The 26,821-nt window shown below is 33.8% G+C and carries 36 protein-coding genes and 5 pseudogenes; 15 read left to right on the top strand and 26 right to left on the bottom strand.

Translation table 11 applies throughout. The annotated features are described in order from the left end of the window. The first annotated feature begins 107 nt into the window (after positions 1 to 107). The gene (locus FI644_RS14390; protein ID WP_142108544.1) at positions 108 to 755 is read left to right on the top strand and encodes a helix-turn-helix domain-containing protein; all 648 of its coding nucleotides are present in this window, start codon (positions 108 to 110) and stop codon (positions 753 to 755) included. A 17-nt stretch (positions 756 to 772) separates the two neighbouring features. Then, positions 773 to 1,927, top strand: coding sequence for a tyrosine-type recombinase/integrase (locus tag FI644_RS14385; RefSeq protein WP_142108543.1), 1,155 nt, complete (start codon positions 773 to 775; stop codon positions 1,925 to 1,927). 527 nt (positions 1,928 to 2,454) lie between these two features. Here FI644_RS14385 and FI644_RS14380 read toward each other — a convergent pair. The 3 genes from FI644_RS14380 to FI644_RS14370 form a co-directional block, all read right to left on the bottom strand. After that, positions 2,455 to 2,742 carry a hypothetical protein gene (locus FI644_RS14380; RefSeq protein WP_053474590.1) on the bottom strand — a complete coding sequence of 96 codons (288 nt, stop codon included), beginning with the start codon at positions 2,740 to 2,742 and terminating at the stop codon, positions 2,455 to 2,457. Positions 2,743 to 3,294: 552 nt separating this feature from the next. After that, positions 3,295 to 3,534 (bottom strand): YolD-like family protein, encoded by a 240-nt coding sequence (locus tag FI644_RS14375; RefSeq protein WP_142108542.1) that lies wholly within the window; start codon positions 3,532 to 3,534, stop codon positions 3,295 to 3,297. A 2-nt stretch (positions 3,535 to 3,536) separates the two neighbouring features. Next, entirely contained in the window at positions 3,537 to 3,755 is a 219-nt protein-coding gene (locus FI644_RS14370) for a hypothetical protein (protein WP_053474588.1), read from the bottom strand. A gap of 104 nt (positions 3,756 to 3,859) precedes the next feature. On the opposite strand from FI644_RS14370, the gene FI644_RS14365 reads away from it, so the two are divergent. Then, positions 3,860 to 4,189: a YolD-like family protein gene (locus FI644_RS14365; protein ID WP_053474587.1), complete on the top strand. Its 330-nt coding sequence runs from the start codon at positions 3,860 to 3,862 to the stop codon at positions 4,187 to 4,189. 11 nt (positions 4,190 to 4,200) lie between these two features. Next, a pseudogene (locus tag FI644_RS14360) lies at positions 4,201 to 4,323 on the top strand (hypothetical protein); the annotation flags it as partial. Here the strand turns inward: FI644_RS14360 and FI644_RS14355 are convergent. From FI644_RS14355 to FI644_RS14335, 6 genes and pseudogenes are all read right to left on the bottom strand, one after another. Beyond that, positions 4,324 to 4,704, bottom strand: a pseudogene (locus FI644_RS14355) (terminase gpP N-terminus-related DNA-binding protein); the annotation flags it as partial. 61 nt (positions 4,705 to 4,765) lie between these two features. Continuing rightward, positions 4,766 to 5,158, bottom strand: a complete 393-nt coding sequence (locus FI644_RS14350; protein WP_142108541.1) for a hypothetical protein — start codon at positions 5,156 to 5,158, stop codon at positions 4,766 to 4,768. Between the two features lie 314 nt (positions 5,159 to 5,472). Next, positions 5,473 to 5,952 carry a DUF2321 domain-containing protein gene (locus FI644_RS14345; protein ID WP_142108540.1) on the bottom strand — a complete coding sequence of 160 codons (480 nt, stop codon included), beginning with the start codon at positions 5,950 to 5,952 and terminating at the stop codon, positions 5,473 to 5,475. Between the two features lie 55 nt (positions 5,953 to 6,007). Beyond that, positions 6,008 to 6,148 (bottom strand): hypothetical protein, encoded by a 141-nt coding sequence (locus tag FI644_RS26370; RefSeq protein WP_181758124.1) that lies wholly within the window; start codon positions 6,146 to 6,148, stop codon positions 6,008 to 6,010. A 60-nt stretch (positions 6,149 to 6,208) separates the two neighbouring features. Beyond that, positions 6,209 to 6,388 (bottom strand): hypothetical protein, encoded by a 180-nt coding sequence (locus FI644_RS14340; RefSeq protein WP_142108539.1) that lies wholly within the window; start codon positions 6,386 to 6,388, stop codon positions 6,209 to 6,211. A 199-nt stretch (positions 6,389 to 6,587) separates the two neighbouring features. Beyond that, positions 6,588 to 6,971: a sigma-70 family RNA polymerase sigma factor gene (locus tag FI644_RS14335; RefSeq protein WP_246066954.1), complete on the bottom strand. Its 384-nt coding sequence runs from the start codon at positions 6,969 to 6,971 to the stop codon at positions 6,588 to 6,590. A 119-nt stretch (positions 6,972 to 7,090) separates the two neighbouring features. Here FI644_RS14335 and FI644_RS26905 point away from each other — a divergent pair, with 119 nt between their 5' ends. Then, positions 7,091 to 7,219, top strand: coding sequence for a DUF8096 family protein (locus FI644_RS26905; RefSeq protein ID WP_231690020.1), 129 nt, complete (start codon positions 7,091 to 7,093; stop codon positions 7,217 to 7,219). 17 nt (positions 7,220 to 7,236) lie between these two features. Here FI644_RS26905 and FI644_RS14325 read toward each other — a convergent pair whose 3' ends face one another. Next, positions 7,237 to 7,452, bottom strand: a complete 216-nt coding sequence (locus FI644_RS14325) for a hypothetical protein (RefSeq protein ID WP_053474581.1) — start codon at positions 7,450 to 7,452, stop codon at positions 7,237 to 7,239. Between the two features lie 190 nt (positions 7,453 to 7,642). Next, a complete protein-coding gene (locus FI644_RS26365) occupies positions 7,643 to 8,278 on the bottom strand; it encodes a hypothetical protein (protein ID WP_053474580.1) in 636 nt (211 codons plus the stop codon). A 276-nt stretch (positions 8,279 to 8,554) separates the two neighbouring features. Here FI644_RS26365 and FI644_RS26360 point away from each other — a divergent pair, with 276 nt between their 5' ends. Continuing rightward, positions 8,555 to 8,719 carry a hypothetical protein gene (locus tag FI644_RS26360; protein WP_156319080.1) on the top strand — a complete coding sequence of 55 codons (165 nt, stop codon included), beginning with the start codon at positions 8,555 to 8,557 and terminating at the stop codon, positions 8,717 to 8,719. Between the two features lie 81 nt (positions 8,720 to 8,800). Here the strand turns inward: FI644_RS26360 and FI644_RS14315 are convergent, their stop codons facing one another. Beyond that, positions 8,801 to 9,004 carry a hypothetical protein gene (locus tag FI644_RS14315; RefSeq protein WP_053474579.1) on the bottom strand — a complete coding sequence of 68 codons (204 nt, stop codon included), beginning with the start codon at positions 9,002 to 9,004 and terminating at the stop codon, positions 8,801 to 8,803. A gap of 143 nt (positions 9,005 to 9,147) precedes the next feature. Here FI644_RS14315 and FI644_RS27155 point away from each other — a divergent pair, with 143 nt between their 5' ends. Further along, positions 9,148 to 9,276 (top strand): hypothetical protein, encoded by a 129-nt coding sequence (locus FI644_RS27155; protein ID WP_256376261.1) that lies wholly within the window; start codon positions 9,148 to 9,150, stop codon positions 9,274 to 9,276. Positions 9,277 to 9,384: 108 nt separating this feature from the next. Here the strand turns inward: FI644_RS27155 and FI644_RS14310 are convergent, their stop codons facing one another. The 5 genes and pseudogenes from FI644_RS14310 to FI644_RS14290 all read right to left on the bottom strand — a co-directional run bounded on the left by FI644_RS14310 (position 9,385) and on the right by FI644_RS14290 (position 13,355). Next, the gene (locus tag FI644_RS14310; protein WP_053474578.1) at positions 9,385 to 9,585 is read right to left on the bottom strand and encodes a hypothetical protein; all 201 of its coding nucleotides are present in this window, start codon (positions 9,583 to 9,585) and stop codon (positions 9,385 to 9,387) included. Positions 9,586 to 11,762: 2,177 nt separating this feature from the next. Continuing rightward, complete coding sequence (locus FI644_RS14305; protein WP_142108538.1) at positions 11,763 to 11,969, bottom strand: hypothetical protein; 207 nt, start codon at positions 11,967 to 11,969, stop codon at positions 11,763 to 11,765. A 39-nt stretch (positions 11,970 to 12,008) separates the two neighbouring features. After that, positions 12,009 to 12,551 (bottom strand): site-specific integrase, encoded by a 543-nt coding sequence (locus FI644_RS14300; protein ID WP_142108537.1) that lies wholly within the window; start codon positions 12,549 to 12,551, stop codon positions 12,009 to 12,011. A gap of 269 nt (positions 12,552 to 12,820) precedes the next feature. Next, positions 12,821 to 13,180: pseudogene (locus FI644_RS14295) on the bottom strand (DUF1064 domain-containing protein); the annotation flags it as partial. Next, on the bottom strand, positions 13,170 to 13,355 hold the full coding sequence (locus tag FI644_RS14290) for a DUF6011 domain-containing protein (RefSeq protein WP_142108536.1): 186 nt from the start codon (positions 13,353 to 13,355) through the stop codon (positions 13,170 to 13,172). The gene FI644_RS14290 and the pseudogene FI644_RS14295, both read right to left, overlap by 11 nt. Before the next feature lie 761 nt (positions 13,356 to 14,116). Here FI644_RS14290 and FI644_RS14285 point away from each other — a divergent pair. Both FI644_RS14285 and FI644_RS14280 read left to right on the top strand, forming a co-directional pair. Next, positions 14,117 to 15,307 (top strand): multidrug effflux MFS transporter, encoded by a 1,191-nt coding sequence (locus FI644_RS14285; protein WP_142108535.1) that lies wholly within the window; start codon positions 14,117 to 14,119, stop codon positions 15,305 to 15,307. A 655-nt stretch (positions 15,308 to 15,962) separates the two neighbouring features. After that, positions 15,963 to 17,202: pseudogene (locus FI644_RS14280) on the top strand (IS110 family RNA-guided transposase). Between the two features lie 236 nt (positions 17,203 to 17,438). On the opposite strand, the gene FI644_RS14275 reads toward FI644_RS14280, so the two are convergent. From FI644_RS14275 to FI644_RS26355, 4 genes are all read right to left on the bottom strand, one after another. Beyond that, positions 17,439 to 18,359 carry a phosphotransferase family protein gene (locus FI644_RS14275; RefSeq protein ID WP_142108534.1) on the bottom strand — a complete coding sequence of 307 codons (921 nt, stop codon included), beginning with the start codon at positions 18,357 to 18,359 and terminating at the stop codon, positions 17,439 to 17,441. A 188-nt stretch (positions 18,360 to 18,547) separates the two neighbouring features. Beyond that, positions 18,548 to 18,796, bottom strand: coding sequence for a group II intron maturase-specific domain-containing protein (locus FI644_RS26900; RefSeq protein ID WP_231690019.1), 249 nt, complete (start codon positions 18,794 to 18,796; stop codon positions 18,548 to 18,550). 94 nt (positions 18,797 to 18,890) lie between these two features. Then, positions 18,891 to 19,208: a hypothetical protein gene (locus tag FI644_RS26895; RefSeq protein ID WP_246066952.1), complete on the bottom strand. Its 318-nt coding sequence runs from the start codon at positions 19,206 to 19,208 to the stop codon at positions 18,891 to 18,893. A gap of 12 nt (positions 19,209 to 19,220) precedes the next feature. Then, complete coding sequence (locus tag FI644_RS26355; protein WP_156319079.1) at positions 19,221 to 19,391, bottom strand: hypothetical protein; 171 nt, start codon at positions 19,389 to 19,391, stop codon at positions 19,221 to 19,223. A 152-nt stretch (positions 19,392 to 19,543) separates the two neighbouring features. Between FI644_RS26355 and FI644_RS14265 the strand changes: the two genes are divergently transcribed. Continuing rightward, the gene (locus FI644_RS14265; protein WP_053474569.1) at positions 19,544 to 20,056 is read left to right on the top strand and encodes a DUF3231 family protein; all 513 of its coding nucleotides are present in this window, start codon (positions 19,544 to 19,546) and stop codon (positions 20,054 to 20,056) included. Between the two features lie 65 nt (positions 20,057 to 20,121). Here FI644_RS14265 and FI644_RS14260 read toward each other — a convergent pair whose 3' ends face one another. Then, entirely contained in the window at positions 20,122 to 20,406 is a 285-nt protein-coding gene (locus tag FI644_RS14260; RefSeq protein ID WP_053474568.1) for a hypothetical protein, read from the bottom strand. A 283-nt stretch (positions 20,407 to 20,689) separates the two neighbouring features. On the opposite strand from FI644_RS14260, the gene FI644_RS27240 reads away from it, so the two are divergent. The 3 genes from FI644_RS27240 to FI644_RS26350 all read left to right on the top strand — a co-directional run bounded on the left by FI644_RS27240 (position 20,690) and on the right by FI644_RS26350 (position 21,932). Further along, entirely contained in the window at positions 20,690 to 21,019 is a 330-nt protein-coding gene (locus FI644_RS27240) for a CBO0543 family protein (protein ID WP_281176515.1), read from the top strand. Between the two features lie 459 nt (positions 21,020 to 21,478). Then, entirely contained in the window at positions 21,479 to 21,637 is a 159-nt protein-coding gene (locus FI644_RS27150) for an aspartyl-phosphate phosphatase Spo0E family protein (protein WP_075209213.1), read from the top strand. 130 nt (positions 21,638 to 21,767) lie between these two features. After that, positions 21,768 to 21,932, top strand: coding sequence for a hypothetical protein (locus FI644_RS26350; protein WP_172797667.1), 165 nt, complete (start codon positions 21,768 to 21,770; stop codon positions 21,930 to 21,932). 941 nt (positions 21,933 to 22,873) lie between these two features. Here FI644_RS26350 and FI644_RS27385 read toward each other — a convergent pair. After that, a pseudogene (locus FI644_RS27385) lies at positions 22,874 to 23,428 on the bottom strand (recombinase family protein); the annotation flags it as partial. Positions 23,429 to 23,532: 104 nt separating this feature from the next. Here FI644_RS27385 and FI644_RS26345 point away from each other — a divergent pair. Next, positions 23,533 to 23,676, top strand: a complete 144-nt coding sequence (locus FI644_RS26345; RefSeq protein ID WP_156319078.1) for a hypothetical protein — start codon at positions 23,533 to 23,535, stop codon at positions 23,674 to 23,676. A 149-nt stretch (positions 23,677 to 23,825) separates the two neighbouring features. Here FI644_RS26345 and FI644_RS14240 read toward each other — a convergent pair whose 3' ends face one another. Continuing rightward, on the bottom strand, positions 23,826 to 24,107 hold the full coding sequence (locus FI644_RS14240; RefSeq protein WP_286676681.1) for a tetratricopeptide repeat protein: 282 nt from the start codon (positions 24,105 to 24,107) through the stop codon (positions 23,826 to 23,828). Positions 24,108 to 24,173: 66 nt separating this feature from the next. Beyond that, on the bottom strand, positions 24,174 to 24,707 hold the full coding sequence (locus FI644_RS14235; protein ID WP_053474566.1) for a helix-turn-helix domain-containing protein: 534 nt from the start codon (positions 24,705 to 24,707) through the stop codon (positions 24,174 to 24,176). A 393-nt stretch (positions 24,708 to 25,100) separates the two neighbouring features. On the opposite strand from FI644_RS14235, the gene FI644_RS14230 reads away from it, so the two are divergent. Next, entirely contained in the window at positions 25,101 to 25,430 is a 330-nt protein-coding gene (locus FI644_RS14230; RefSeq protein ID WP_053474565.1) for a hypothetical protein, read from the top strand. A 664-nt stretch (positions 25,431 to 26,094) separates the two neighbouring features. Here FI644_RS14230 and FI644_RS14225 read toward each other — a convergent pair. Next, entirely contained in the window at positions 26,095 to 26,622 is a 528-nt protein-coding gene (locus tag FI644_RS14225) for a dihydrofolate reductase family protein (protein ID WP_053474564.1), read from the bottom strand. Between the last annotated feature and the right edge of the window lie 199 nt (positions 26,623 to 26,821).

The raw sequence follows: 26,821 nt of genomic DNA, 5'->3' as shown, positions 1-26,821 counted from the left end.
TAAATAGATAAAGCGAAATATTGTTAATTAATTTACGATGTTGTCATGTAAATTGTAGCGTGATAGAATTTACACATAGGTATAGTAGAAAGTAGTGGAGGTAAAGTATGAATGAGCCCAATTTAGCAAGAGATATTAAAGCATTAAGAACAAAGAGAGGAATTGGATCAAGGGAATTATCTAGATTAATTGAAAAAGCACCAACTTATATATCCCAACTTGAAAGAGGACTAATTAAAAATCCTGATCCTAAAACATTGGTTGAAATATTTAAGCATTTAGGTCACAGAAGGGAGTATATAGACGATTTTTTATTTAGTACCTATAACATTTCGACCCCAGATCAAATTGAAGCGGAAGAAGCTTGGACTAGACAACAAATTGAAAATGCACAAGACCCTGATTACCAAGAACACTTACTTGAGATGCAAATTGAGCAGTATGAGCGAGAAATGGAATGGCTTGAATCAATAGAGCATGGTTTACACAAAAAGAATGAAGAGATTAATAAAGAATTAACTTTTTTTATTGATAAGAATTTGGACACTTTTACAGGTGTGATTAACAATTTACACACAATGGTAATGACATTGAGTAAGAGTAGAGAGGATTATGTTTTTTTTACCAATCTCTTTAAACGTGACCTTACTGAATTTAGTGAAGATAGCAAGGAAAGAATTATAGAATTAATTAAAGAAGAATATGATAAATCGCTCATAGAAAAGGGATGGATTGGTGAAAGACCGCCATTTTAAGGGGGGGGGAGAAGAGGATGGCTGGTTCAGTTCATAAAGATCCAGATTCTAAAAAATGGTACTATATGCTAACTATTTATGATGAAAATGGTAAAAGAAAACAGAAAAAGAAACGAGGCTTTAAAACTAAAGGTGAAGCAAAGGCTGCTCTTATTGAAGCAGAAAATGAAGTTAATAAAGGGACGTATATTGAACCGTCTAAAGAATCCTTCGTAAAATTTATTAATGATTGGTACGAAATTAAAAAGAAGAGTATTCCTAGAAGTGCAAAAACAACACGTATCTATATAGACAAGTATATAATTCCTTTCTTTGATAATAAAGTAACGTTAGGTAATCTAAAATTAAAGCACGTAGAAAATTTCATCGAAAAAATGCATACTCATCCCATTAAAGACAAACAAGATCAGGTTAAGCAAATTGGATACGCACCTTCCACTATTAAGCGTGCAATGGATATCGTAAAGGCTTCTTTGGAATATGCTGTTATGAGTGGATTAATTCCTAAAAATGTTGCCAAAGGTGCTACTTTACCTAAAAAGAAAGATTCGAAGGAAGAGCTTAAAGTCTGGACTAAAGAAGAGATGGAGATTTTCTTAAAACATGCTGAAGATGACAGATTGTATATTCTATACTACTTGGCATTAATGACAGGGTGCAGACAAGGAGAATTGCTCGGTTTACGTTGGAAAGATATAGACTTTGAAAAAAATGAAATAACAATTGCACAAGTTCTTTCTCATGATGCAAAAGAATTTTATGAAGGTGCTAAAACCGAAGCTGGTAATAGAAAAATTATTATTAATAATAAAACGATTGAGAAACTAAAAGAACATAAGATGTTAATTGAATCAGAAAAAGAAAAACATGGTGATGGATATGTGGATAACGATTTGGTAGTTTGTACAACTATCGGCACTCCTTACAATCCCTCTAATATATTAAATAGATCATTCAAGCCATTAATTAAAGCTTCGGGTGTTCCTAGTATTTCTTTTCACGGGCTCCGTCATAGTCACGCAACAATGCTTTTAGAAATGGGCGAAAATATCAAATTAATTTCAGATAGGTTAGGGCATTCAGACATTAAAGTTACGCTTTCAATTTATAGCCATTTATTACCATCAATGCAAAAACAAGTAACATCTAAACTAGATGGTCTTAACTTCTAGGTAGTCGCATATAATTATAAATTGGGAACAAAATCGGTAACAAATTATTTATAATTAGATAAAACCCACTAGGATTAAACAACAGAAAACATTGATTTAAAGGGATTTATTAAACTTAAAAGTGATTAAATAATACTAAAGAACTTCGCTGGCAGCGTAGAGGTCAGGGGTTCGAGCCCCCTATGCTCCATAACTAAACCCTTAGAGCCACATAGGTTCTAAGGGTTTTTTATTTTATCTAAACATAAAAATTTTGTATTTGTTGACGAATTGTTGACGAAATATAATTTTTGCTATTTTTACACCGCATTTTCAACTTGCTTTAATACATTTAATATTAATGGAGAAACTTGAATAAGCACATAACCAAGTCCTGCATTTTGAATCATGGTCATTTAAAAATCTATGTTTTATTCAACAATCGCGCCCGATTGTTGAAGATCGTTATTGAACTAAAGCTCACGTTAGTTATACATAAAGACTTACACATTAATTGCGTATTATATAAATGATGTGACAATAAGTCATTATTTCTTACCTTTTCGTTCTAAAAGTATAGGTGCTATATTTAGTAAGATAGAAACAATTGTCAAAAACCATAATGCTCTTTCCATACCAGGTACTACATCCTCTAAAGCTGCCCAATCTTTCACTTCTACCCACACCGATACAAGACTGTATTCTGCACAAAGTGTTAATGCTGTAAATGATAATCCTATCGCCATAGCAAGCTTATAATCCTTTCCTACTTTATACATATAAAGATTTATAAAAGTTGCTACTATTGCAATAACCCCAAATATCATAAATAACATTACTAACCTCCATATATTTTTATTTTTGTCGTGTAATAATATAAATGTGCATCATCTCAATTTTTTTTGCATTACATTTTTATTAGACATTAATACGTCTAATCTTATTTTACAGTAAATGCTCTTCCTTTTGTGAGTTCTTATTGAACAAACCTGGCCCTATTGTGGAATAGAATGATTCATATTTATTAACTTTTTAAACGACTCTATTGTTAATTTTACAACTTAATAATCTTTACACCTCCTATAGGCAGATTGGGTTTTTCACACCTTCACATATCTTCTGAAGCTTTTTCTTCCGATAAGGTGTGTTTGTCACCCGAATAAGTGCAAACTGTGGATTATATGTGGATAACTTTTTATATCTTTTGATATTTTGAAAATTTTTGCCTTGGATTGTTTGTAATCAATTTTCAATAACGTTATGGAGGTTATTGGAGATGAATGTTGCATCTGCTATGAATCGAAAGGTCACTAAATGATACAGTGGAAAATTCACGGCGAAATTTGGTGGAATAAATTAAGCTCTTCTCAAATGAGAGGAGCTTCACTTTATAATACAGAAACTTTCATTATGTCCATAAACGGAACTTTAGTAACCTTTGAATCCTTATCGATATGAATTAATCTTGTACGACTATCCATTTTTATAATATTCCCCTGAACGGTCCCTTTTTTCCAAACATCTAAAATTACTTCTGATTTTTCATCATTTGCCTCTACAAGTGTATTTCCAATCTCCTCTAACTCGAATTCATCCCTTGTTGGTCGTTTTCTCTTAATTTTAGCCACTGTTATGCACCTCTCCTTAGGTTTCCTACTGGCCCGACTGATAAGATGTTAGTTATTTTAAAGGTCCTCTGCTGTTTTCGGATATAGCAATAGGCTTTTAATGACTCCTCATTTACTGATAACACCTTAATTCTACGCTGGCTAATATTTCCCTTACAGTCCTGGTATATCATTTCTAATAATGCGCCACTTGCTGCCGCCTTTAATAATAAACTTTTCATCAATCTGACCTCCTTTACTTTTATTTTATACGAACATTCATTCGATTTCAAGTTGAATAAAGAACTAATGTTCGCATATAATATATGAAAAGGAGATGGAATTAATGATAAAAGACCGTGGAACTATAAAGTGGACTGCAATGATGCTGCCAGAGCATGTGCAGAGCTTGAAAGATGCACTGGTAGATGAACATAGAATCGAACAACCTGAATTAGACGAACAAGCAATAGATGAATTTGAACTGATTATTTGTGAAGCAATGGAATCCAATGAATCATTGAACATTGAAGTTTTTGAAAATGGTTTCACAAATATAATTACTGGAAATGTCCACTATATAAACAGCATGAAAAGCCAAATTATTGTTCAAGATGCTAAAGGTTATTTTCATCACATTCCTTTTAAAAATTTAGTTAACATACAACCAGAGTGAGGTAATACATCATGATTGACTACTCTCAATTTCCCGAGCGACAAATCTTATGTATCGATATGAAAAGTTTTTATGCAAGTGTAGCAGCTGTTGATTTAGGATTGGATCCCCTCACATGCTACCTTGCTGTAGTTCTGTTGAGCTCGAATAATGGCTGCAAACTGTATTTCAATTTGATCATAAATAAGATCAGCTGGGGAACGCTCCTGCATACTTTTAATGATTTCTAAGGTTTCAGCTGGTAGAAACTTTGAGAAGAAGCCGTGAGTAACAGCGTTTTGATTCTTTTTAGGTGCCCCACCTGTATTTCCTTTTGCATTGATATTCCCTTTTGGCGCTCCCCTCTTTTTTGTGTGAACACTTTTTTCTTTGGGTACACCCCTATCCCGATTCCAACTATATCGTTTTTTCCATGACTTTACAGTATTGATGGACACCTCATATTTTTCAGCAATGTCCTTGTATTTCATGCCTTTAATATAATCTTTCTCAGCTAGAATATACTTTTCAGCCACACTACATCACCTGCCACCCCCGGATATTTGAGTTGTTTTGGGCAAAAGAAAAAGCACCCAATTATTTGGATGCTTTCGTTTTGTACATGTATAAAAATTCCTTTAACAAATCATCGTCATGCTTATTCCATTCAAGCCATTCAGCAAGATCTATCGGAAGTTCTGCAGTAATTTCAACTTCTCTTGAAGGCATTTCAACTGCCCTCACTTCTTCAATTGTTACTTCTTTTTTTAAACGTGGAAATTCATCTATTGGTGTGTCCCAATTAACAATCTTAAAATCCTTAAATTCATCAGGGTTTATACTTGGTCCACTTAAAAATATTTCTGGTAACTCCGCATTTCCAACCTCTGTGATATGATCAATTGTCATTAAAAAAGATAAATCTTTAAAATCAGTAGACTCAATAAATACTTCAATCTCTTTTTCGTTTTCATATTTTAGGGCTACCACTTCTGTTATTATTAATTCTACTTGAAATGTATAATCCCCTTCGCTTTCATGAATAAAAGGTAAAGCCTCGAAGATTGATTGTTAAATTTTACTGACTTAATATTCATAACCACTCCTCCTATCCACTCATTTCGACATAAGGAGCTATGTTCCCGCAACTATTTTCCTATTAACATAAAAAGCACCCATAAAAATGAGTGCTTCAATAATTAATGCCCACCTGTACCTGGGTCCATTGATGTTTTATAACCTCCGCCACCTGGATCTTTCATTAATGTTCCTCCTTAATCTGAAAATATTAAAGTCGCAAATAACTAACCCCAAATAGATTTTTTTACTGTCTCACTTACTACAGCAACCAAAATATCTTTAAAGCCGGTTGCTATTTCTGGTCCAGTCTTGGATAGAATACGTTTAAATTTTGTTGCTGCAACTACGGTTCTTGGTCCATCCTTAACAAGTTCGTCTAATGATTTTTTTAAATCGTCTTTTTCTTGTTCGGTTAGCTCATCTAATAAATCAGCTAATTCCATAGCAGCTGCCATTTTTTCTTCTGTCCAAGGATACGGTTTTCCACACTCGTGGCAAAAACTTGGTGGTTCTACCATACTCATTCTGATTACATTCTCAAAATATTGATACCCGCGTATATCAGTATGACAGTTTTGACAAGATATAATTGTTTTTTCACCGCATTTATCGCAATATTTCTGGTTAGTTTCAGGATACTTTACATAGGTATCATTTATTACATGTCCATTTAAACATATTTGCGCAATATCAAAGCTTGACATATTATTTACCACTCCTTCTAAAGGTACATATTTCGACAAAAGGAGATATTTTCCTTCACAATTTTAATTTAAGCTTTTTCTTTATGGGTATGCTGTAACAGTCATCACACACCCCGTCATTATCTAAGTACTCACGCTCATCTGTAATCTCTATGCTGCAATTCGAGCAAATCAATTTTTCAATAACCTGCTCCATTGCCTCATCTCCTTTTTACATACATATTTCGGGAGATTTGAGCAAATTCCTGCAACAAATTTACTTATTTCTAATTGCACCACGTACCCTTTTATAAGTGGGTCGATTAGTACCCATCAACTCAGCAAGGTCACGACTAGATAATCGTTCATTTGATTTATTTTTAGAGGATTTATCTTTATTCTTGAAGTTATTCACTTGATGTAAGTCTGCAGAAGAAAGATGATCAGCAATTTTCATGTGCATCACCTATTTTCGAGAAATAAAAAAACTCCACCGCAAGAGTGGAGCTCAAGAAGGGAGAATAGTTTAACAGACAGCGAGAAATTTTCCGCGCCGATCCTGCCTCCCATTTTACACTGCGCATTTTTCGCCATGCAAAAGTTTGGAAAAAGTCGTATTTGTGCCGATTTGCGCCTTTATGTCGGAACGAAGCTTGTCATACTGAATCACGTGAGATTTCAAGGTGAATGGCTATCTCTTGCCTTGTCATTCCACTAAGCATGCAATCATACACTAATTTAAGGATTTCTCTGTCTAAGTAATCACCAGCACTTTCAATTGCATAAACTCTTCTTTGATATTCTTCTAATCTTGCAACTTGCTTTTGTTCTCTAATATCCATATCTCTTAATTCAACCTGACTTTTACCAGATGAACCTTTTGGTAATGTAGCTTCAATTCCATATTGTGCTACTCCCCAAGCGCGCATTGGTACCGATTGGCCATATATAATTCTCTGGAGGCGTTCAATCTCTCTTTTCATCATGCGATAATCACGAATTAATTCTGATACGTTTATAAGCCTGGCAGCTTCTTTCAAATGGACCCCTCCCATGGTATAATTTGAGTGGGTTGGTCAGGAGGAGTCCTGGCTTTTTTATTTTGATTAAAGGCGGGATCATCATAGAAAAAGAATTTGATTCATCTATCATTTATGATATGAATGAATATCCAGATAAAAATAGTGGTCGTTGTGACAATTGTGATAAAGGACACTTCAAAAGTTCCGTTAGTGAAGGTAAATTAATTAGAGAGTGCCGTAATTGTGGGATGAAGAAGAGTATTTAACTTTTCTCCTCACTTTTTTAATCATTATCTTTTTTCATTTTTTGTAGCAGGCTATAAATCTTTACATATGCATGAATTTCTCCATAGTTATTAATATAGACATAATCTTCAAGACATTTATCTGAATTACCTTTAAAACTCCTTTTTATCTCTCTAACTTCTTCATGTAATTCCTCTGTTTTTTCAAAAATATAATCTTCTAGCTCCGTAATGATATCTTTTTCACTTTTCATTTTTTATCACCCGATATTAGATTAATCGGAAAATATAGTAACTGCAAATTAACACTTTCTATCTTGTGTTTCACTAAATCCCCGTTAAATATTTATAATAATTTATTTCATCACCGTTTTATCAGCCACTACAACTTGTAGATTATCTTCACAGCTTTGCAGTTAATATAATTTAAACTTGTCTCAAAACTTACGCAGGAGGAAAAACAGTTGCAGTGAGCCCGAGGTTAATAGCATTTATAGCTGATACACCAACACGATCAAAATTATCAGTAACTGAAACTCGATAGGTATAGTTACCTGCAGCACCAGGCACATCGACGTAAGTAAAGTTAGGGTGCCACTGATAAAATCTGGCTAGAGTAGCTCCTGGTGTTCTTACGTAGTTTCCTTGCTGAAAGGTAACTGTTAATGTGTCAGATGGGTCTCTAATCAAATTATAAGTCAAACCATATTCTATGCTTGTAGCGGCTGGAATAGCTGTAACATTAGTGGTCACTGTAGCATCTAATTTAACCCTTTGATTAGCTTCAGTCGTAGTTACTTGTACATCCATAATAAAAAAATCATCAACGTCAGGGGGTATTTCAACAGAACCCCCTTGTTCACCAGTAACAAAAAGAGTCGATCCTGGTCCAGCAGGACCTTGAATACCTTGAATACCTTGTATTCCCTGTGGTCCCGGTATTCCCGGTATTCCCTGTGGTCCCGGTATTCCCTGTGGTCCTGGTGGACCAGGAGGACCAATTAATCTTGGCAGCTTTGGCGGTTTTGAACCCGGACTAAGTGGACAGCACCCCTGAAAAGGTTGGTTATTGTGAGCCATATCAATCACCTCATAAACATTTCATCTTATAAAATATGTTTGTGAGTATAATAAGGATTGGACGACTATTACATTTATACAGAACCTACCGTTTGTTTCTTAATATTTCGGTGTAACCAAAACCACTGGGTTACCTTTAAAATGCTCTTTAACAAATCCGTCTAACGCCTCCAACTGGTCTGATTTTAAATAGTCTCCTACTTCATTTTTAGACTTCCACTACCTTTATAATGATCTTCGAGGAACCTTCCCCGTAAGGAAGGAGGTAGTTTAAATATGAAGATTACTGAATATATCAAAGAATTTTCAGATATAGTTGTTCTTAACATGTATAGAAGCGTTCTTAGATATCGGGAATCTAGTAAAAATACTAATCAACACGAAACTGAAACTCTATTAATGACACTTGAATCAGAAGTAAAAAAGCGTAAACTGATTTAGTATTAACATAGGTGTAATTACGCTCTAGATTCACATAAAGGGGAAGGTTCTTCGTAATCATCTTCCCTACCTTGTGTTTATTTACTGGTATATGATTTCAAAAACGCCAGTTGACACTTCGAATTGTGAATCGCAATACTCATACTTTTCTTCTTGTTCTGAACCATTTTCCCATACTCCATAGGTCTTCACTAATTCAACCAATGCGTCTACTCTTTCAGGAGAAAACTCACCTAATGCTTTTCCTTCTTCTTCATCAATATGTCGAATTACAACTTTTAACATCCTCTTTCCTCCTTATCAACTGATCTATCTTTTATTTACTTATAGTAATAAATAACCGTTTTTTCAGAATATACATAATTAACTATATCTAACTTCCTTTTCCTGTTAATATAATTACAGATTTATACAAAGGGGGTGAAATCATGAAAAAATGGTTTGTGAGACTTGGGTTAGTTTCCATACTTACGGTATCAATTGTTTCTCCTGCTTCAGCTGCCGGTGAAGTAAATCCTTTAGAGTGTAGGGATCATAATTGTTGGATTCAATACTAATGTTTTAAGGATTTAGAATTAAGTTATGAATAAGGCGGGAATCTAACCAATATTTCATTCAACTCTGCCTTGTTCAATTTAAATTAATTGGTCTATCATCCAGTTTCGTTAAGCCATTGCCTTAACATGTAAATCAGTAATCCATTTCATTAGACCTTCAAAGCTTGGTTGTACCCCGTTGTTTTGGCAATCTATCATATAAATTTTAAGATTTTCACCTACGTCAGTAAGCCAATCTTGCCCAAATCCTTCTGCATATGCTTTTTGTTCATATCCTTCCAATAGTTCACTCATTTTTTTCGCATCCAATACGATTTCCTCCTTATAACTCTTTTTCAGTCAACTACTAGTAGGATAAGCGCCCAGCGCCTTGTCATATTACTATGATAGGTTTCCAAACGCTCTCCTCCGAACCGTACGTACACCTCTCAATGTATACGGCTCTCCACTTGTCAATCAATTTGAAGTGTTTAATACTTATTAAAGATTTTTATAATGCCTCACGCATTAACCTTTGTTGTATTAAACTAGACAAGCTGTTTCCCTTTGCCATGTAATAGGCTTTCCCTATCTCGGACTACTACGGAAACTCCGTTACCCTATTGGATATTCAGATACAACTATCATAGCCTCAAAAGGCTTTCCAACTTAGGTAATCCCCATTTAGACAGATAAAAACATAGCTTTTGTAATGTCGGAAGCGACTTTCGTCTGTTTCTGCTTATGGCAGTTGAGTGGATAAAATTCACTTGGCTCCATACCGAGTTTCATTATTTCGCCTTTACCCATATAGCGTTTCAGTATCCTTTCGCTACACGCAAGCATCATCGCTCTTAGACTATCGTTCAAGCAGTTTAGCTTTCTTCCTTGTTTACAATTTTCATCTAGCCATTCAGTCGTGACTTAGACACTAGTCAACTTACGGCTTTCCACACCATGCTACACTCCCCGTCCAGTTTCCTTTTCGGATAAGGTGGGTGATGATAGGTTTTAAACTGTGAATTTTAACCTACACTGTTGCCAAACAGTGAATTTTTAGCTGCCCTTATGGGCGCACAACTCGCTGCTTAACATGTTTTCAAAATCGCCTACACATTTATTCCTTTTTGCGCATATTATTATGGTGTGTCATTAAAATTCACACCTTTCCGATAGCACCCAATTGAGGGTGTTATTGTAGTTATAAATAATTTCATAAACTTTTTACGAATACCTTTGCTTAAGTTGTTTCAATATTATTTTTCTAACTGTATTTCTTTTTTAGATTTTGGGTATTTTAAATTAATGAGCTATCTATCAATCCCCTATAACTAGCTCAACAAGGCAAGTCAGCAATTACCCAAATCCTTTAACAACAAAGCTTGCCTTGTACAAAAATTTTCTGCCAGCTTGTCCTTAATCACTTCTTGGAAAACTACATATAATAATCTGAACAGAATATCCTTTGCCAATCAGTTTGCTTCCGAGCCGTAAATGGCTCTTTTTTTTAATTTACATTTTTACTCTTTAGTTTCATATAAGGGATTTATTATATGCAGTGTAATCATTAAACCGAAAAGAACGTTTCAGACTGTTGAGGAAAAATGATAGATCCTAGAGCTCTTTATTTAAAAAAGTATTAATATATAATCACTTATCTAGAAAATCAGAACGATATCGTTTTTTCTACGACTCCCCTCTAATTTTTCAAAACTAAATGTTTGTTAGCAATTACACCCAAAACATGTATATGCTCTGAACAATAATAATGATAAGTAATAATAGTCCCACACCAACATGCTCAGCATCAGGGATAATATGATTTTTTATAGGTGGTAAGAACTTGTATGTTCTAGAGAAATATTTTTGGTAGTCTGACCGAACGGAATTTGGAAATCCGAATAAATACGGTATCCACCATGTAAATACATGCATGAGCATAGTAATTAAAACAAGGACATAGCCAATCCATAGACTAATACTGTGGTTGAAGTAAAAACAAAATGTAATAAGTAGAACTGGTGGATAATTTCCTAATACCTCAAATTTTCGAAGTCTCTTATCCCTTGATTGAACATCATTGAACGGAAAAAGTGGAACAAAATCTATAATAATTTGATACAGCAGAAAGCACAAAGGGAAAAGATACGTTAACATATGTAAATACAATTTATTCGCCTCCAAAATAAAAAGTATAGTGTCTTTATCCAAAATTCTCCAAAAATATCTTAACACAAGAACCTTACTCCTGATTTACCTATTACAATAATTGTTAATGAAAAGTTAAGGTAGTAGTCAGAATCTTGTTAAGTTATATTGATACACTCATATAGATAAATATTCTGAGCTAGTTTAGAAAACAAAAAGACAGTTCAAATTTTAATATCATAATGGAAGAGGTGCTAAAACAGTTATGCGTTTCATGGAGATACTTGTGATAGCAATGAACTTTAGTATTCTAATCCTCAATATAAATCTTTCATTTTATTGAATTTTATGAATACTCTCTAACTTACAGCAATTTCAAAAAATTGTTGATCTATATCTAGTCTAGAACTTTCATAAGAATAGTCTAATAAATCCTCATTCCCTTCTTCAGTAAATATGCCAAACTCTTCTACCAACTTTACTAAGCTTTTAATTTCACTTGGTGGAAACTCTCCAATTTCGACTCCCTCTTCCCAAGCAACATGCCGAATAACAACTTTGATCATTTTAATTCCCTCCAATTTATAAGAAACATAATACAAAATCTATAAACTAAACCCATCAACAGCTTCATCCATAATGTCCTGGTTAATCCCGATATACCTCATTGTCACCGCAGGACTACTATGGTTAAATATCTGCTGTAAGACCGCGACGTCCTTGTACTTTTGGTAAAAGTGATATCCAAATGTCTTTCTAAGGGTGTGAGTACCTATCTCACTCAATCCGACCTCTTGAGCTGCGGCGTTGAGTATCTTCCATGCCTGAACCCTGTGTATGCGATCTTGACCCCTTCTTGACTGGAAAAGATATGTTGCCGTATTCTTGTTAATCGTAAACTTGCTGATATGCTGCTGGAGCTCGTTATTGATCTTAAACCGTTTTAACTTCCCTGTTTTCTGCTCAGTAATGATGATATGGCTTTTACCCCTTACATCTCCTACTCTTAATGCGAGAAGGTCACTAATGCGTAGTCCAGTGTTAATGCCTAATACAAACAAGAAATAGTTGCGATAATGTTGTTTCATCAGAACATCTTTCATAGCCGCAATCATTGCAATGTCACGTATTGGCTGAACGGTTTTCAACGTTCTCACTCCTTATTTAATTTTGTGAATCTCACTCTTTTTCGCAAATAAGACTTTTCTTAACACAGACATTACATATGGTTTTATCCGAACTGGAACACCTTCACATTCCCATTTATTAATAGTCTGTATGGCAATACCCATAAAAATAGCAACCTTATATTTTGGAAAATTAGTGGTCTTACAAACTGAATTAATCAACTCTTTAAAGTGTTGGGCATTCATCGGATTGTTCTTTACACCTCCACAAATTGACCATTTTTATATTTCAAGAGAGTAATTGAATCCATGTACTTTAGTTCAAAAAGCTTTTGCTTGATTGCAAATTCCTTTGTGATTGCACCTTTTATATCAATTATTTGAGTACTACCGTCCAAATTAGTAATCTCAAAGTCTGCAATATACTCAATCTTCCGATAAGTCTTTCCGTTCTTTTTGAAACTATCTTGAAGTAGGTACCTTGGCTGTAACTTGAAATCCTTAATTTGCTTAGTATGTTTTAAGTATTTTAGTTGGTTGTAGTAGATGGACTCTGCTTGTGAATCAAATGTGATCCCATCTACCACTGTTTTTTTATTTCCGTACTTAGGTGTTGATTGTTTCTTTTTGCGATATTGCTTATGCGACATCCTTTGCATAAATTTCATCCTTTACTGACTGCTTATCAAGTAGTTCATCAATTGTTATTTGACCCTCTGGAGGACTATTTTCCAACTTTTTCACTTTAATTTCGCATACTGGACCGATTCCCTTAGATAGACTTTTTTTGCTCTTTAACGGGCGATTACATACCGGACAGTTCATAGCTGCACTTCCCTATCTTTGCCCCAGATCATTAAGCATCCAAGGCCATATCCGTGCTTTTTAAATTCACTTGCCTGCACCCATCCACGTTCTTCGTGCGCTTCCACTACTGTTTTTAATTTCCACTCAGTCAATGCATAAGCAATTTTCTTTAACTGGCGTGGCTGCTGAGGTCAGGGGTTCGAGCCCCCTATGCTCCATACAGGCTATTATATCAACGTTTTGTAGCTTATTAAGAAGTATTTTGTGTAGTAGCCTTAATAGCTAACTAATTAAAACTTTGCTAACCACTACTCTATATTCTAATGAGGAGTGGTTTTTTATGTTAGTAAGATTTTTAATTGAGGAGTTTATTGCTGAGAAAAGGTATGAAAATGTTCACTGAACAAAGCATTAAAAGTTAAAAGGAGAAGTTTTAAGTGGTTTTAATATGAACACTTCTTATTTAAAAGTCTTTTACTCTACAGAAACAGATTACTTGATAGCAAAATCTAAACTTATTAATGAGGGCAAACGTAGATGTAGGTTTGAAATAAAGTCGTACCGTTTATTAAAAAGATGTACTGTTTTAAACAAAGTTATACCGTTTATAAATAAGTTGTACCATTTCACCCCTTTGGATTGTATAATATTCTATGTATTTTTAATTAGAAGGAAGTGAATTCATGAGTGATTTAGAAAAAATTAAACTCGTGAAGCCGCCATTTCCCAAGCTACGATGTTTTTCTTTCAAACCTATAAATATCTAGGAGAGGATTATTTTGAAGAAAAACATCGGAAACAAAACACCTAGCTTATTATTACTGATTGTATTAGTAGGCTTCCCACAAATTAGTGAAACTATTTTTAGCCCATCATTACCTTCTATCGCAGAAGCGTTTGAGACTTCTATGAGTGATGCACAGCTTACGATGAGTGTGTACTTTATCGCTTTTGCCTTCGGGGTATTTTTCTTTGGGCGTTTATCCGATAAAATCGGTCGTCGCAAGGCAATGCTTTATGGGCTGTTTTTATATTTAGTTGGTAACGTACTTTGTTTAGTAGCAAATGAAATGGTGGTTTTATTAGTTGCGCGCTTTATTCAAGCGTTTGGTGCAAGTGTTGGCTCTGTCGTGACACAAACAATTTTACGCGAAAGCTTTTCTGGCGTTGAGCGCCATAAATTGTTCGCTCAAATTTCAGCTGCCCTTGCCTTCACACCTGCCATTGGCCCGTTAATCGGTGGCTTTACCGATTATTATTTTGGTTTTAAAGTCGTATTTTTGGTGTTAGTCGCTATGAGCGCAATTGTATTTTACTATGCGTTTTTACGCTTACCTGAAACAGCGCTTGCTACAATCGAAATGAAGCCTCTACGACCAATAGTAAAGCGCATGATTACAAATGCGCGTCTATGGCGCTACGGCGTATTAATTGGCGGTATTAACGGTGTATTATTTAGCTATTATACCGAAGCACCGTTTATTTTTACGCAATACTTTACACTAACAAGTGCGATGTATGGTTTTTTAGGCATTATCGTTGCGCTAGCTTCTATCGCAGGTGCAATGCTATCTAAACGACTCGTTAGCCACACAAAACCTGAAAAGATTATCGTACGCGGGTTAGCCATTATGCTTATCGGTACATTGCTCGCTACTTCGGTACATTTTTTACCGATTTCATTACAAATGCTAACCATGATTGTTAGTGTGTTCATTATTTTATTTGGTACAGGTACCGCTTTACCAAACTGTTTAAGCTTAGCGCTCATTGACTTTCAAGACGTCATTGGTTCTGCAGGTGCGATATTTAGCTTAGGTTATTATTTACTCGTTAGCGCTATAATCTATGGAATGAGCGTTTTCCATAACGGAACAGTCCTTGCGATGCCACTATATTTTTTAGCACTAGGGATTGTTATGCTTTTAATAAGCTTACCCTTACTTTATAAAAAAGATGCGGTGTTTTGAATAATGTAGCTATGCTTTAAAAAGTTGCACCGCTTTAAAAAAGATAAATGCTTAACCCTCACGCTACGTAATAGGGGTCACTATATCATTTATAAGCCCAGTCGAAAATAAACTTTAGGCACCTCGAAAGAGATTGAACTTTTTTATAAAAACTAAACTTAAATCTACTTGGTAAGAATCCATTTTGATCAATCTTTTTTCAAAATGGATTCTTTTTATTTATCGTAAAATCTGGGTTTTCATGGTATTTTTGTTCAATCTTTATTTTAAAGGTACACTAGATAGTACAAATTACTTTCTGTAGCAAAAGAGAAACATAAATACCTATTTTTCTTAAAAGGTGTTAATAAACAATCTGGCCAAATTCATAAAGAAATAGCATAATTCCTGCTGCAGATTCACGTCCGATCGTAATATAAGTTTAACCAGTTTTTACTGGTTGAATTTTTTTTATTTAGTTTTATTATAGCGGTAGTCGGAGTAGAACGTAGCGCCCGTGGGACTTGATCCCGTCCGCAAAACTGTTCACTCCCTACTTGTATAAGCATGTTTCAGGCTGGTTGGGACAATGATCCCGTTTAACAAGCGAACCTATGACAGTACAAGCAGCCCTAGGGACAACCGACTAATCTTAATTTCCAAGGAGGAGATGATGATGAATCCAGTAGTGGGGCTGGATGTTTCTAAGGGGGAAAGTCAGGTACAAGCATTCTTGGATAAGGGTCAGCCTTTTCGTAAAAGTTTTAGTATAAAACATACAGTGGAGGGCTTTGAGAATTTATTAGGATTCTTAAAAGAGATTGAAAGAGTAGCTGATGGTAAGCAACCTTCGGTTATATTAGAATCAACAGGACATTACCACTCTCCTGTTATTCAATTTTTGGAGGAACAGCAATATGTTTATATTATTGTGAATCCCCTTATCTCTCATCGAGCAAGGAGCACAAGTTTAAGAAAGGTAAAAACAGACGCTGTCGATGCCTATCTTCTTTGCGAACTATACTACAAAGAAGAAATTGAACCGTATAAGAAAAGAGGTATTCAACTCTTAAACCTTCGTAATCTTACAAGGCAACAAGAGACAATTTCAAGTATCTCTACACAAACCAAGATACAGCTTCTAACAGTGTTAGATCAGGTATTTCCTGAATATAGAGGTGTCTTTGGTAATTTATATTCAAAAGTCTCTTTACAGACTCTCTCCTTATTTCCTACTTCTGAACATGTACTAAATACTACTGAATCCGTATTAACTGACAAGATTGTATCGTTATGTACCAGACGTTCAGAAAAGTGGGCAAAAGAAAAAGCACAAAAGCTTATTGAGGTTGCACTACGAAATCCTTTTCAAACCAATTTGTATGAAAGCCATATTTTTAACCTAAAGATGTTTATTACCATTGTTCTTCAATATCAAGAGCATCTATCACAACTAGAAACTGAAATAGATGCCCTCGCTAAAGAAATTGAAGAATATAAGATTATCCAATCTATCCCTGGTATCGGAGAAAAGATTGCGGCAACAAACATTTCCGAAATTGGAGGAATAGATCGGTTTAATCATCCTAAAAAGTTAGTTGCCTTTGCAGGAATAGATCCTAGTGTTTACTCTTCTGGAAGGTTTACAGCGACCAACAATCGCATAACTAAAAGAGGATCTAGAAGGTTAAGGCAAGCATTATATATGGCTGTATACTGTGGAATTCGAGATGCCCGTAAACAAAAGACGAGCGATACCGTTATACCTCGAAACAAAAGATTAAGAGAGTTTTACGATAAAAAACGCGATGAAGGTAAACCCTATAGGAGTAGCAATAATTGCTTGTGCTAATAAGCTTTTACACTTGATTTATGCACTTTTAAAGAACAAAACCATCTTCCAAGAGTTAGCTTAAAAACTATATTTAACAACATAAAACAAAACCTTCCAATAATGAAAATCAGGAAGGTTATTTGGCATACTCATCTTTAGTATATCATCTAATTTTTCATTTTTTTATTGAAAAATGTTGACAACTATTAGCTGGTTTTGTTGAATAACAGATTCAAATTTATTGCACTTTATCGTCGTTCTCGTATTCACACAATATCTTTTTTCTTCATTTGAAGAAAAATTCGTATATAATTACGGTCATCCTTTGTGGTTTGTATTCATTTCACACTGAATGAGCTCTACTGCTTCTTCAAACATCTCTCTATCATTTCTTTTTAGTCCTACTAATAATAGTGCCACGTTATCAGCTGTCAGGAAAAAAGAGAGCTTTTCGTCCTTATGTTGAACGTTTTCTTCCTCTCTCAGTTCCATCACTTTTTTAGTAAAAGTTTCTCCATACTCTTCCAACAAATATAAATATTCATAATCAGGGTCACCAATCTTCATGTTACCAAAATCGATGATTCCAGTTATTTCTTGCCTCTTTAGATCAAATAATAAATGGTCCATCGATAAATCAGCATGAAGGAGCTTAGGTGAATATCTGAAATGGTTTTTATCTTCTAGATATGTTTCGAATCGAAAAGCAATATATGTTTGCATATCTTGATTGATTTTAGTAAAGGCTTTTTCCTTCACCTCATTGAAAGTCTCTAAGTAATATTGATAGAAATTCGTTTCAGGTATATTTAAATTTTTCGCCTGTTCAACACAGAATGAACTGATCTGATCCATAAACTCGGCGATTTGATGAGCGATTTTGTTCTTTGTTTCTAATGGTAATGAGCAAAATAGCTGTTCATCCATAGGCTCTCCTGACAATAATCTGTAGCCGACAAAGGGATAACCATTATCTTGTTTCCCACAATAAATAAATTCCGGTATTTTTAGAGAAATATGTTTTTTTAGGCTTGGTAACGCCTTTATTTCTTTTTCTGTATCAATAGCTCCATCTTTTTCCTTTGGAAATCGAAATACTATCTCATGATTGATCAGATAGGCACGACTCATCCAGCCCTCACCAAGTTGCATTATATGATTAATTTTCAAGTTCTTAAAATTACTCATAATCATTTTTTTAACCCACTCAAACCCAGCATACTCGATACTGTTATCCATCTTAATTAGTCTCCTTTACTAGTATGGGGACTTCTACTTCAATAAAATCCAACCTTTGAAGAAAGACGCTTTCCTTATTTTAGAAGTCGAGTAGAATAGAGCCTTTCTACCTTACGGTAAATTGTACTCCATCCCCTCACAGAACCGTGCTTGCACTATTAATGCACACGGCTCCTCCTAGTCATCGTTCACAGAATGTAGCTAATCTCTTTTCTTAGATCATATATATTCACTTTAATTCTTGGAGAAGGTAGTGGATATTTATCAAGAAATAGTCTGAATTTATCCCATGTAAAGGATTTCCTTTGACTTCTTCTATTGAGCCATTTAAACAGTAAGTTCTCAATTTTGTCTTTGAAGTTGCTAACATTTTGAGTATTATCAGTTATGCAATAATAGTTGTAATAACCTATAAGCGAGCGTCTAAATCTGTCCATGATCATATGAATATCTTTATTTCTATTCTTCTTGAGCCATTCTTTAGACTCTTTTAGTTTACCTTGGACTTTCTTCCTGGCCCTTGCATTGTTTCTAGCCCTCTTTCTCAAACCATAAGTCGAGTACATAATGGAGATACACATTGGCTAATAACGGAGATATTACTCCACCTTGTTCGTGATCACCATATAAATCCTCAGCGATTGGTTCCAATATCATATTTTCTGCATCAATTGACTTCATTGCGACTGGAACAATTTTTCCGACACTGAAATGTGAGTTTTCGCAAAAGTAGTCAGGGTCTTCGCCTTTAATAACAATACGCCCTTGCTCTATCGCTTCTTTTCTAGAATCATAGCTGCCAAAATCCCAATAATCTTTATCAGTATTGAATGTCCACTTTTCACTCATAATTAACTCCCCCTATTGTTTCAATTTTTCTTCAATCATTCTATAAAAATCACAATCTTTAATCGCTAATTTAGGATTCCTTTTTCTCCATTCAGATTGAAGGAATTGTCTTGGTGTATGGCACCATAGTTTATGAGGGCAATCGCAATCACCATTCGCATTTTCTATTTCTTCCTCAGTCACTATGCAACTCCCCCTACCTTGTGTTTATTAATTTCTAATCAAACAAATTTTGGTATATTTTTTAATTACCGTTGAAAACTAATCCTTGTGGATATGAATATCCAACAAAAAGGAGAAAGCTAATAATGTCTTTCAATTTAAGGAGTGTTTTCATGGGAATTCTAAGCGGTAACCCTCAAAATGAACCTATGCATTATGGTGAAGTCTTTGGTGCTTGGAGCTACTTATCTGTAGCTAAAGGTCTTCATGCTGGCTACCAAATCTTTGCTAATCACACAGGTGATGATGACCTCAAAAAACTTATTGAAGAGGCAATTCAAGGTTTAAAACAGGAAATTAGCCAAACCGAAGAGCTTCTGAAAGTAAATGGAGTAGGACTCCCTCCTACACCCCCAGATCGTCCAACAGCTGATCTCGAAAGTATCCCTGTAGGAGCAAGATTTGCAGATCCTGAAATTAGTGCTTCAATTTCAAAAGATATTGCTGCTGGTCTTGTAGCATGTAGCCAAATAATTGGACAATACATTCGTGAAGATATCGCCTTAATGTTCGGTCAATTTCACACAGCAAAAGCTCTTCTAGGTGCAAAATTCTTAAAACTTAACAAGGAAAAAGGTTGGTTAATCCCACCGCCACTACACTTACAAACACCTGAAAATAAATAATTTTCTAAGAACAAAGTCCATTTCCCAAATCCTCATGGACTTTGTTTTTTTATACACATCTATCATTAAGTACATTTAAAACCTGTTCCGTCATATGGAGAACTTACATCCACTACCCACTTATCGAATTCAGTTTGAGTCATATTCCTTGGAATAAACCGATCAATCACTTCAGTAATAGGATAAAGATGGTCTCGTAAAATAATCTCCCCTTCATCCCTATTTCTGACATTTCTTGTAACATTACTTAGATAATCTTCTCTGGACATATTGTAATGAGTAGGACAATCAACTATTGAAGAAAAATGACAATATAATCCGTTTGGTTGCTTTGCAATAAAACCCGTCATATGTTCCCCCTAGTTAACTTATTGCTTAATTAGCTACTTTAAAATTTTCCTCTTTTTTTTACATAAAAACCAAATTTTGTAAATAATAATTATTATTTTATATGGGGACTGATAACACAATGGCATATAAAAAAGACAAAACTATACTTATTTCTGCATGGATTATTACTTCCATATTGTTAGTTCGATTTGTACCAAAAGAAAGAATACGTGAAGCACAAGTTATATTTCTTTTTAACAATTAATAACTTGGTTATTTCGTCTGATAGTAGTTGAAAAAGGATTGATAAAATATCCTTATCGCCTTTTCTTTAAAAAAGGTATTAAATCAAGTTTTGATTTTGAGTACTTTATTTATCCTGCCCTTTGTGTTTTGTATAATCTCCATTACCCAGAAAAAAGTAAATTTATAATAAGGATTTTATATAACGCTTTATATCCATCAATAATAACTTTGCTAGAAGTGATCGCTGTAAAATACACTAGGCTTATTAAATATAAAAAATGGTCCTGGTATTGGAGTTTTATCACTATTTTTACAAATAACTACATATCACGTTTGCACTACAAATGGTTCTACCGAAACAAACATTCTGAGAAAGCAAGTAAGTGATCCGTTATTATTGATGAGTAAATCTTTTGTTATATCTGCTTAAACTACCTTTTAACAACAAGGTAGTATTTTATCTTATTAAGTTGATTAACCCCAATGACCGTGACGTTTCAAAATCTCAATAACTTCATCTGTATTGATTACAATATACTTTGGTAATCCGCGCTTACCTTCGACTAATCTATTTTTCACAATTATTTCGTGTGCTTCTCGTAAATTCGCTCTTTGCGGAACTGGCAACTTTTCTATATCCTCATTCTTTAATACAGTGACTTTATTTTCATTCCCTGTTTATTTGCCATTTACTATTCCCTCCTATATTAATTAGATTATTCTTGTTTTTTCGAAAACACATTTTCTGTCGATTACAATCTTTTATTGTCGAAGTAGTTCAATTATTACCCTTTTTCTGAAATAATTGTCTAATTACTTTACTTTTAACTTTTAAGGAGGAGAATAATGTGTCGTTCCTGTTGTGAACTTATGAAAGAGATTCATCTTTATAGAATTGCCCTTATAAAAACTGGTTTAAAGAAAGGTTTGACAGATCCTATGACGATAAAATTTAGTCAGATATTAGATGAACTAATTATTAGATTCCAGTCCAAATGCAAATAGCAATTCTTATTAAATTTTTAAAAAGGTAATTAAGTTAACTAATTAAGATAATAATTACTAACAGTTCCCGAATTTTTTAGTTACCTTGAACAAATAATAAATTTGATAATATTTCAAGGAGATGAAATAATTGTCTTTTAATAAAAATATTAAAAGTATTTTAGGTGTTGATGTACGTGCTCGTTTTTCGACTAACAATAAGATTTATGACCCTTTTAAAAACCCTATTATACATAAACGGGTAGATGGACTAGAAATAGTACCTATTGATACGACAAGTTTGTGGGAGAGATAACTCTCTACTTTTAGAAATAACACCACATTTAAAATATGTGGATTTTTTACCACGCAAGACAAATCTCTTATCACATAATACTTTTCATATGAGTTCTTTGAACAGTGTTTATTTTTTGTTTTTGGGTATTATAGAATAATGAGCTATCTTTTTTTACCCCTATATCTAGCTCTACAGAGCAAGACCCAAAAAATCCTAAGATAATCAACCTACAACGCACCTTGCCCTATAAACAAATTCTTAATGTATTTAGTGAACAAGCATATTTTTTATTAATCTTGGACAAATCCAATAAAATTGAATACTATATTTCACAGCCATATCCTCAGTTTGAAAGTATTTAGAATCCCTTCTATGCAGGCACTCATAGTAGTGTCTGCTTTTTAAGTTACATGTTTACTCTTTTATTTCATTTAGCGAAACACATCTATCACTTTAGTTCACTTAATCTTCGCCCCTGTTTTCGTAACATACTCCATAAAGAACCCCATCATCATCTACCCAATTTTCACCAAGCTCGTCACCCATTCTTCACATCTGCAACTAGAAATTTAGTTTATTCACTTCTGCTTTAAGATCTTCTATATCTTCAACCACAGCATCATAATAAGATTCTTTGATTAACAAAACCTTACCAACACAGTTGCTTCCTCATTTGTTTGATTGTTATTTATATTATTTGAAGTTTTTTGCTGATTTTTGGAACAAGATGCTAGTAATAATAAAATGAAAATAAATAATAAAAACTTTCTTATACAAAATAATCCCTCCTTTACTAAAGTCACGCATATAGTTAAATGTTACCGCTTTGTCATGAGGAATTGTTCGAAATATAAAAATTATTAATACAAAAAGGTAGTCTTTTAATTGACTACCTTTCAAACTATTACTATTTATTCACTTTCAATTCATCCAAAATCTATTTACTATTTATTCCTAATTCATTTTATTATAAGGGAAGGGGCTAGAGATAGACCTGAACTTTTTTTGAGACTAGCTTCGTATTCTTTTACCTTCTTATAAAATGCTGGCTTCTTCATTTCTACTAACTTCATAAATTCAACAGCCTTAATCTCTTTTTCCTTCCATTGCTTATAAAGTTTATCCCACTCTTTAGGTAGTTCTAACACTGGTCTACCTAAGTGCTTACCTTTTGTCTTTGCTTCCGCTATTCCTTCTGCTTGACGTGTTAGCAATGTCTCACGTTCTTGCTCTGCAATAGAAGTATATACTTCAATGATGATGTTGTTTATCATATCAATAACCCATTCTTGACCTTTTGGTCATCCTGCATAATAGTGGGGAGGTCAATTATTTTAACTCTAATACCTTCTTTCTTGAAATACTCTAAGTAATCTTTAATTTGTGCCTTGTTACGACCTAAGCGATCAATAGATTTAATGTAAAGGGTATCACCTTCACGAATAGCTTTAAGCATATTCTGAAATCCCTCACGTTCCATATCTTTACCACTTCGCCTTGTCACTATAAGTATGTATTGTTTATAAAAAAGCCGGTGATCTGAATTACTCAAGCATTGACTTATTTTTTTCTTAATTTATATGTACCAGTGGTCGGGGGCGAATTAGAGGTCAAAGTATTGATGGAATCCAGAATTCGTGCAATTGCTAACAAAATTGCTAATTCCTTCATGAGGGTTAGTACCAGTTTCAAACAGACAATTGAAAATACCTTTGAACGTGTGAATATTAATAACAATGGTCAGCTAGAGCTTATCATTTAATTGAGTATAGTACAAAATGATTACAAAATTTATATTAATAAAAAGGATAACTAAGTTTATTATTATATTTAGCCAAAAAGTGGTTGTTTCCTTTTGGCTATTTTATTTTTAAAAGGGTATTTGGATTGCTGTAAAAGGTATTTTATTTTCTATGAAAGATTTTGAATCCTATTTTTTATGTATTCATTGAAATGGTTATTTGTTCTTATTTTAAATATCTCTAATGACTCTTGATAGAATTTTATCGCTGTCTTTCGATTACCGATTAACTCATAGTTATATCCGATTTGGTAAGTTAATTCTCCATATAAATACATACTGCTAATCTCGATACATTTTTTAATTCCTTCCTCGCACAAGTTATTTGAATCCCTATACCGTTTAAGTCTTGTTAATACTTTTGCCATATTATATTCAATTCGAATCAATATTTTTTCATCTTTTAAGGTATGATTTTTTAAAATAAGCCTGGCATTTTCGAAGTAGTTTAGTGCGGTTTAATGTTCATTAATTTCTGAATGGATAACAGAAAGAGTATTAATAATTTCAAATTCTCTATCTGAATACATATAAAAAATTTTTGACATGGGTTTACTTAATATAAGTGCTTTCTCCAATTCCCTAATTGCTAATGATGGATTTTTATCAACATAATGTAAAACAATTCCCTTATGCCACAGTAAAAATTGTTTCAATACAACATGAGCTTGAAAATCAGGATTTTTTTCTTCTAGTATTACAAGCTCTTTAACCGTTTCATAATCTTTATTTCCTATTGCTAATCGAATTGTATTAATGGTTTCTTTAATGTAATCATAGTTTTCGAACTTGGAATCTACAAAGAAATATTCCATATCAACGTGTAACTTTTGAGAGAGATTAAATAAAATAGGTGCGGATGTATAGGTTTCACCTTTCTCTATTTTACTTAACATAGATTGATGACAAATACCTTTGCATAATTCTGATTGAGTAATTTTCATTTTCTTACGTAATTTTCTTAATTCATATCCAATCCTATTATTATTCATTGAGCTTTCCTCCAATTTGTTTGTGAATCAAATTGAGTAAACTAATCTTTTAAATATTCTTATTTTCATAACCTGACTTGAATTATGTAATTAACAGGCAAATTATAGTAGTTTCATAAGTATTTTGAGAGAATGTCGAGAAAACAAATAACTAATAATGTTATAGAATATTATTAGATAAAACATCCAATTAAGAAGGTATTTGGAAGAAAGAGAAGAATAATGCTTACAATCTTTTCTTTTGGATTGCTCTTATCTCTTAACTTTGTATCAACAGAAAATAGTAATCATGAAGTTGTTACCACCCTTGAATTACCATTTGAACATTAATCTTTCAAATTTGTGATAAAGTCCAGCTGGCTTTATAAATAAATTTTATCAATAGTGGTGACAATGCCTAGTCTTGAAGATAACAAAATGTCCATTCAAAGTTCAGATGGTGGGAAAAACTATGCTCAAATGTATGATTTAGCTGATGGAACTTACTTGGAGGTAGGGTTAACAAAAGAAACTTTACAATGGGTTTCTATTGGCGGAGTAGGAGTACTTGCTGCTGTATTAGCAGCTATTCCTATTGTTGGTCCTTATGCAAGTGCGATAGTTGGTACTATTATGGGTTTTGCTGTAGGTAAAATTGAAAGAGGAAGATCATTTGTTTTTAAAAGGGTAGGTGCAACGGGATCAAAAATGCAATTTGTAGATAGTTACCCTTGGGCAATATAAAGATTGTACTAGTAAAGGATGATTAGATTGAAAAAAGCTATGTAATTCTTATATTATTTATAATCTACACTGTAGGTTTAGCTTTAATTACATTCCTTTTTGAGAATCTGTATATTAGGGCAGCACTAACTTTTACTCTATTTCTATTAACCCCTTTACTATTAATTAAAAGTATTAATCGGAAAAATTAGTGCATCATGTTACTTAAATGGCTAATTACTCCCCCTATGCATGCTTGTGTAATCAAATGATACACAAGCATTTTTTCTATATTCTTCTTTAGCTATTTATGGTAAACTATCTGTATAATATTTCCTTTTTATCGATCCTCTATTGAATAGTATCGTTGTACTGAGCAGCAAACAGTTCTGTTGCTTTTTCTTCTTGTTTATTTAACATTTGCAGCCTTATTGTTTAAGTAATTTATTCAAATCTCTAACATACCTTCAGTGATTTAATGAAAGCAGCCCCGTTAGCCACACAAGAAAAATGGACCTCACTATATTGAAGCCCATTTATATGCTGCTTAAATTCTATATTAACAAATTGAATTTATATGTAGTGTTAAACCTAACCTACTTCACATATAGCACCCAGTATTAAAATATTTTAAATTAGTAAAGACACTTTGTTGTCATTGACAGTAATGATCTGCCTGGTTGAGCTAATCTTTAGCAGGTTCGTAGGTTACCAAGAGGGAACCATCCGTAAGTGTGACGTCCACTAGATGGAAGTCCTTCTGTTCCTTAAGATTGTCAAACAAACGCTCGCCTACGTTTACCACCACCGGGTGCACGAGTACTTTATATTCGTCAATAAGATTTGCGTTTGCAGGTGATCGCACGAGCGTTGGACTACTTAAAATAACCATATCGCCACCGTTACCGTTACTTAGGTCCTTAATTTGCTCTTCAATATTACTGCCAGTCAATTGTTTTGGAGCTTCAAATTCTCCCCATTTTAGTTCGTCGAGTGGGCGGTCGCAGGTTACAACTAGTTTGTGGGCGTTGTTTATCTTTTCACCCAGGCGTGAACCTACATCGCTGATATTTGGCCAGTCATTAATAGACGGCCACTTTCTAGAGAGGTCTTCGTAGGTTCCGCGGCCAAGCAAAATGGTATCAGCTGTATCGAACGTATTTAATAGATACCCAGAACCTTCCTCCATGCTGGCGTCAGTTGTCCTGACCATGAAGTTGGTTTTGTCCTCGCGTGGGTCGCCAGTGACAACTCCATTAAAAGTACTGTGAATGAATAGAATGATTTTACGGATTAACTATCTCTCTATTTGGATTTTAGAATTGTATAAACTCATAATACTATATCATTACGCATGTTGCTTTTCTTATATTTTGCTATTTAAATTTTTAATATGATTAACTTGACAAACT

It is taken from the genome of Cytobacillus solani (genome assembly GCF_006704205.1).
Classification (GTDB): domain Bacteria; phylum Bacillota; class Bacilli; order Bacillales; family Cytobacillaceae; genus Cytobacillus; species Cytobacillus solani.
The sequence above is the reverse complement of the archived record's forward strand: the minus strand, read 5'-3'. Positions and strand labels throughout refer to the sequence as shown.